Below are 5,734 nucleotides of genomic sequence, written 5' to 3'. Positions count from 1 at the left end.
CGCTGATGGCTTTCGGTGTGCGGCAAGGGCGGGGTCTGAGGCCATCCTTCCGCCCTGGACGCGCACTAGAAGCCGCAAGCGGGCACTCGGTGTTTAGGCTTCCGAGATCTTTACGTAGCCCTGCTGCACCAGCTGGGTCAATCGGGCCATGGCATTCCGGTTGATCTTGATGCCGGGAACTAAATCGGCGTTGCCCCAACCCATGGCCTTGGCGGTGGCGCCGCACAGCTCGAATTTCGCTCCCTTGGCGATGAGGCCGGCAATCACCTGCTTGTAGGGATTGCCGGTAGCAACATGGCGGTTGGTGTTGTACGCCTCGTCGTCCAATGTCACGTGCCCTGCATTGGTGTGAAACACCGCAACTACCTGGGATGTCGCCTGCCAGGCCGCCGCGTCGTTGACGACGATACCCACGTGGAACAGCACAGCCGGCATGTCGCCCTCGAACGTCAGCGATGCCACGCTGAACACAACCTTGACTTCGTCGAGTTCGACCGGAATGTCAATGTGCAGCGTCTTGTCCGGAAGGGACACGGCTGACTCCTGTCTCGATGGTGTGACTTCGATAGTGCGGATTCGACGTCGGCAATGATTCACCCTCGCGTGCGACGCGCCCTAGCTCTACGTCCTGTGATTCGGTTGTGACCTGGTCGGATTCTGATTTCGGTGCGGACAGCAGATAGGCTGTGCTGCAATGGTCCCGCTTTGGTTCACCCTCTCCGCACTGTGCTTCGTCGGTGCGGCGGTGCTGCTGTACGTCGACATCGACCGACGCCGCGGCCGCAGCAGGCGCCGCAAGTCCTGGGCGCGGTCGCACGGCTTCGACTACGAGCGCGAGTCGACTGACATTTTGCACCGCTGGAAGCGCGGCGTGATGTCCACGGTCGGCGATGTCCCGGCTAAGAACGTCGTGTTGGGTCAGATCCGCGGCGAGGCGGTCTACATTTTCGATCTCGAGGAAGTCGCCACGGTGATCGCCCTGCACCGCAAATTGGGCACCAATGTCATAGTGGATCTGCGGCTCAAGGGGCTCAAAGAGCCACGGGAAAGCGACATTTGGTTGCTCGGTGCCATCGGGCCGCGGATGGTGTACTCCACCAATCTGGACGCGGCCCGGCGAGCCTGCGACCGGCGCATGGTGACCTTCGCGCACACAGCACCGGACTGCGCCGAGATCATGTGGAACGAGCAGAACTGGACATTGGTCTGCATGCCGATCTCGAGCACCCGCGCCCAGTGGGACGAGGGGTTGCGCACCGTGCGCCAGTTCAACGACCTATTGCGAGTGTTGCCACCGCTGCCCCAGGAGCAGAGCTCTCAAGAGAGCAAAGAACCGGCGCCTACCGCAGCACCGAGCCGCCCGCTCGCTCCCCCCCGTCAGGCCGAGTTGCCGCCGCGCCGCGCGCAGGTCGACCCAGCCGCCGGGCTGATGTCCGATCCAGCGCGGCGAGTCGAACCGGTGCGCCGCGACGAAGGCCGTTCCGAGACCGTTCGGCGCCCGCCCTCAGCGGGCCGCAACGGCCAGCGGGCCACGCGTTACCAGCACTGATAGCAGCCCCCGGGCGTCAGTGCCCGGTCAGTACACTGTCGCTCATGCCACGCCCCGTTGCGCTGATTACCGGGCCGACCTCCGGAATCGGCGCGGGCTACGCGCGACGGTACGCACGCGACGGCTACCGCCTGGTGCTCGTCGCCCGTGATGTCGAGCGGTTGCAGCAACTAGCGGGGGAGCTAGAGGCCGAGGCCGGCAGCGTCGAGATCTTGCCTGCCGACCTAGCCCACGCTGCCGGCCGCGACAAGGTTGTCGAGCGGCTGTGCACCGGGGTGCAAGTCCTGGTGAACAATGCCGGCTTCGGCACCTCCGGGGAATTCTGGACGGCCGACCCCGCCCTGCTGCAGGCGCAGCTGGACGTGAACGTCACCGCGGTGATGCAGCTCACCCGAGCCGCGCTAGCGCCGATGCTCGAGGCAGGCGCGGGCACCATCATCAACATCGCCAGCGTCGCCGGGCTGATACCAGGACGCGGATCGACCTACTCGGCGTCCAAAGCCTGGGTGGTTTCGTTCAGCGAAGGCCTGGCCGTCGGCCTGCAGGGCACCGGCGTTGGTGTGCACGCGGTATGCCCGGGCTACGTGCACACCGAGTTTCACACCCGGGCCGGTATCGGGGCGCCCAAGCTGCCATCGTTTATGTGGCTCGAGGTCGATGAGGTGGTCAGTCAAAGCCTGGCCGATATCGCCCGCGGCACGGTAGTCAGCATTCCGGGCCTGCACTACCAGGTGATCGTGACCGCCGGGCGAATGATGCCGCGCCCTCTGATGCGGGCCATGACCAAGCGACTAGGCGGCGGCCGTGGCCGAACCTGAGCGGGACGAGCTTGCGCGGCTGGTGCGTCAGTTGTCGGTGGTGCCCGGCCGCGTCACGTTGTCCTCGGGCAAGGAGGCCGACTATTACGTCGACCTGCGCCGCGCCACCCTGCACCACCGGGCCTCGAGGCTGATCGGCAAGCTGATGCGCGAGCTCACCGCCGACTGGGCCTACACGGTGGTGGGTGGCCTGACGTTGGGCGCCGATCCGGTGGCGACCGCCGTCATGCACGCCGCTGGCCGCCCGATAGATGCGTTCGTGGTCCGCAAGGCAGCGAAAAGCCATGGCATGCAACGCCTTATCGAGGGATCCGAGGTTTCCGGTCAACGGGTGCTGGTGGTCGAGGACACCAGTACCACCGGCAACTCCGCATTGACAGCGGTGCGCGCCGTCCAGGACGCGGGTGGTGAGGTGGTGGGCGTGGCCACGGTGGTGGACCGCGCGACGGGCGCGGGTGAGGCGATTCGGGCAGCGGGTTTGCCCTACCGCAGCGTGCTGTGCCTGGCGGATCTCGGGCTGGGCTAGGCCGCTGGCTGTGCGCGTTCTGGTTCTTCTGGTCGCGACGTGGTGCTGTCTGGTGGGCTGCTCGAGTTCGACACCCAACCGCATCTACGGCGCCCAGAGCGCCCGGCTGGGGGAAGCGCTGGCCGTGCTGGGCTGGAATATGGCGGTGTCGAATCTGCGCTGGGCCGGCGACTATGTGCTGGTCGACGTCGATGCCTCCGCGTCGGATCCGCAGGCGCCACACGCCAAACCGGAGGACATCCGTTACGGCCTCTACGGGGCGCTCGCTCACCCGATGGAGTCCAATGGCCTAGGCAGCTGCGACGATGCGATGACCAAGGGGCACGGCATCGCGACGCCGCTATCGGCGCCGCCGAACCGGCTCACCGGAACGGTGTGTCTGGGCCCATTGACCGACCGCAGCGCCGTTCGCGGTGTATACGCCTATTCGCCGCATGATCGGATCGCCAACACCGCGGCGGCCTACCCGGCCGCGTTCCCGGTGGGGATGCTGCCGACCAACCAGAACGACACCGGCCTGGTGGTCAAGACCACAAGCGTGTCGGCCTGGCGCGCCGACGGTAAGCAGCTGACCACAGCCCAGCTGTCGGACCCGACCGCGTTCACCGGCAACGGCTACATGCTGCTGGGGTTGGAGGTCGACGCCCTGGCGGCCCGCTATCGCGACGATTCGGCGGCCCGGGGTGGCCCGTTGATGGTGCTGGCGGCGCCGACGTTGCCGGGTCTCGGCTTGAGCCCGGCCTGTGCGAAGTACGGTACGTCGGTGCTGATCCTGCCGGAGGCGTCGCGTGACGCGGTACTTGTCAATGCCTCGCTGTGCACCCAGGGTGAGATCAACCAGGCATTGCTGTATGCGACGGTGGCCATCGTGGGTACCCACGCCGCGGTGTGGACGGCGCGGTGAGCGGGTCGGGTCCTACCGAGTGGGGGTCTACACCGGTGACCGGTGTCGGCCCCTGGGTGGGTGATGTGCCCGCCGACGTGCGGTATGACCCAGAGTTGTTGCGCGACGGCGATACTCGCAATGTTGTTGACGCCTATCGGTATTGGACCCGGGCGGCGATCGTTGCCGATATCGATCGGCGCCGCCATCCGCTGCAGGTGGCGATCGAGAATTTCGGCCATGACGCCAACATCGGCTCGGTGGTGCGCACTGCGAACGCGTTTGCGGTGCACACTGTGCACATTGTGGGGCGGCGGCGGTGGAATCGTCGGGGTGCCATGGTGACCGACCGTTATCAGCGGTTGCGCCATCATGACAACACTGCTGAGTTGCTGGATTTCGCGGCGGCGGCTGGTGTGACTGTGGTGGCCGTCGACAATGTGCCCGGCGCGGTGCGGCTGGAGGAGGCCACGCTGCCGCGGGATTGCCTGTTGGTGTTCGGTCAGGAGGGGCCGGGTATCACCGCGGACGCGCGCGCGGGAGCGGCATTGACAGTGTCAATCGCTCAATTCGGCTCGACCCGCAGCATCAACGCCGGGGTGGCGGCCGGGATCGCGATGCACGCCTGGATCCGCCAGCACGCCGACCTGTCCCGCGCTTGGTGAATCGCGTGTGCGCCTACGGCTTTGAGTGCGCGGTGCGGGCGGGCATTTAGCGAATTCTCCGCCTTGGACGCACAGTCGGCGGCAATCTACTCGTGCGGTCGCGCCGGCCTCATCTTGAACGAGACTTCCAGCTTGATGCGGTAGGTGATCTTGCCGGTGCTGTCCACGGACATGTCCTGCTCGATCACCCTGGCCACCCGGATGTCATCGACGCTTTCCCGCGCCCGCTGCACCGCCTCGGCGGCCGCCTGCTCCCAGGAGGTGGGGCTGGTCCCGATGATGTCGATCACCTTGTACACGCTCATGGAGGTACAGCGTATAGCTAACTCCACAAGGTGACGTGGACCTTCGGCCGGAACCGTGTGACGCCGACTCCGCTGCCCCGAATCATCGCCTGAATGCAGCGCGGCGTGGTGATGAAGCGGACCAGTTCGGAAACCGCGGGTTGGCGCGCTGCCGGCGGCAGTGTTGCCGCACACCATTCGCCCGCCGTGTCCAGTCCAGGACCGGTGACGTGGACCAGCCGCCCCGCGGCTAGATCTTTGCCGACCGCGAAGCCGATGGTCAACCCAACACCGCCGACGCGCTGCACTTCCTCCAGCGCGGCGGCATCACTTTGAAAGATTCGTTGTTGCGCCTCCGGAATTGCCAAGTCCCGCAACATGCTTGCGATCTCGCCGGTCACATTGCCGGCCGACGGACCCAACATCCATTGTTGGTGACGCAACAGAAAAGGTGTCGGAATACCAACAGCCAGAGGGCTATTGGGCGCGACCACGGTGATGATCTGATACTTCAAGAAGGGCCGCACGAACAGCGCGCCATCGGAGGAACCGATCGAACTCTCACTGGCCGGGCCGATCGCGATGTCGACAGCCCGCGAACTGAGCAGCTCGCCGAACTGGCTCGTTGGGTGCACGCTCAACTCGACGGACAGATCGTCGGCCCGCGACGAGAACAGCTCGATCAGGCCCGGTGCGGCGTGTTCGGCGAACGTGGTCGACGCGGCAATGCGCAGCAGCCGACGACCATGCGCGGCCTCGGTGACCTCGATCGCGGTTTGTTGTTGCAGACCCAGGATTTCCACCGCGCGGCTGGCCAGACGCAGACCTCCGGGGGTGAAGGCCAGCCCGGCGCCGGTCCGGGTGAACAGCTGATCGTCGAGTTCTTTGCGCAGCGCCGCGATGTGCATCGACACTCCGGCGTCGGATAGGCCCAGTTCCGCTGCGGCCGCGCGCACCGAGCCCAGCCGCACCACCGCCGAGAAGGCCCGAAGTTGAGCCGGAGTCATGA

8 protein-coding genes are annotated in these 5,734 nt (G+C 66.1%); 5 read left to right on the top strand and 3 right to left on the bottom strand.

Features of this window, described 5'->3' with window-relative positions:
- Window positions 1-93: 93 nt before the first annotated feature.
- Complete coding sequence (locus F0Q45_RS23805; protein WP_223163945.1) at window positions 94-534, bottom strand: DsrE family protein; 441 nt, start codon at window positions 532-534, stop codon at window positions 94-96.
- Between the two features lie 160 nt (window positions 535-694).
- Here F0Q45_RS23805 and ttfA point away from each other — a divergent pair, with 160 nt between their 5' ends.
- From ttfA to F0Q45_RS23780, 5 genes are read left to right on the top strand one after another with little or no spacing between them, the layout of a single operon-like run.
- Window positions 695-1,549, top strand: coding sequence for a trehalose monomycolate transport factor TtfA (gene ttfA, locus F0Q45_RS23800; protein WP_149656245.1), 855 nt, complete (start codon window positions 695-697; stop codon window positions 1,547-1,549).
- A 44-nt stretch (window positions 1,550-1,593) separates the two neighbouring features.
- On the top strand, window positions 1,594-2,367 hold the full coding sequence (locus F0Q45_RS23795) for an SDR family NAD(P)-dependent oxidoreductase (protein ID WP_149656244.1): 774 nt from the start codon (window positions 1,594-1,596) through the stop codon (window positions 2,365-2,367).
- Window positions 2,354-2,893 carry an orotate phosphoribosyltransferase gene (gene pyrE / locus F0Q45_RS23790; RefSeq protein ID WP_149656243.1) on the top strand — a complete coding sequence of 180 codons (540 nt, stop codon included), beginning with the start codon at window positions 2,354-2,356 and terminating at the stop codon, window positions 2,891-2,893. Before F0Q45_RS23795 ends, pyrE begins: the two co-directional genes overlap by 14 nt.
- Window positions 2,894-2,912: 19 nt before the next feature.
- Window positions 2,913-3,797 carry a hypothetical protein gene (locus tag F0Q45_RS23785; RefSeq protein ID WP_373425078.1) on the top strand — a complete coding sequence of 295 codons (885 nt, stop codon included), beginning with the start codon at window positions 2,913-2,915 and terminating at the stop codon, window positions 3,795-3,797.
- The gene (locus F0Q45_RS23780) at window positions 3,794-4,441 is read left to right on the top strand and encodes a TrmH family RNA methyltransferase (protein ID WP_149656241.1); all 648 of its coding nucleotides are present in this window, start codon (window positions 3,794-3,796) and stop codon (window positions 4,439-4,441) included. Before F0Q45_RS23785 ends, F0Q45_RS23780 begins: the two co-directional genes overlap by 4 nt.
- 86 nt (window positions 4,442-4,527) lie before the next feature.
- Here the strand turns inward: F0Q45_RS23780 and secE2 are convergent, their stop codons facing one another.
- Together secE2 and F0Q45_RS23770 are read right to left on the bottom strand one after the other, a co-directional pair.
- On the bottom strand, window positions 4,528-4,746 hold the full coding sequence (secE2, locus tag F0Q45_RS23775) for a calcium dodecin (protein WP_149656240.1): 219 nt from the start codon (window positions 4,744-4,746) through the stop codon (window positions 4,528-4,530).
- Window positions 4,747-4,763: 17 nt separating this feature from the next.
- Window positions 4,764-5,732, bottom strand: a complete 969-nt coding sequence (locus tag F0Q45_RS23770) for a LysR family transcriptional regulator (RefSeq protein WP_149656239.1) — start codon at window positions 5,730-5,732, stop codon at window positions 4,764-4,766.
- Window positions 5,733-5,734: the final 2 nt, after the last annotated feature.

The sequence above is a fragment of the Mycobacterium simiae genome (assembly GCF_008370645.1).
Classification (GTDB): Bacteria; Actinomycetota; Actinomycetes; order Mycobacteriales; family Mycobacteriaceae; genus Mycobacterium; species Mycobacterium simiae_A.
Note: the sequence above shows the minus strand (reverse complement) of the source record. Positions and strands in the feature narration are given on the sequence as shown.

Bases quoted from the DNA above. Each gene is read 5' to 3' on its own strand.
- ttfA (WP_149656245.1), top strand. From the start codon at position 695: ATGGTCCCGCTTTGGTTCACCCTCTCCGCACTGTGCTTCGTCGGTGCG.
- F0Q45_RS23795 (WP_149656244.1), top strand. From the start codon at position 1,594: ATGCCACGCCCCGTTGCGCTGATTACCGGGCCGACCTCCGGAATCGGC.
- secE2 (WP_149656240.1), bottom strand. From the start codon at position 4,746: ATGAGCGTGTACAAGGTGATCGACATCATCGGGACCAGCCCCACCTCC.
- F0Q45_RS23770 (WP_149656239.1), bottom strand. From the start codon at position 5,732: ATGACTCCGGCTCAACTTCGGGCCTTCTCGGCGGTGGTGCGGCTGGGC.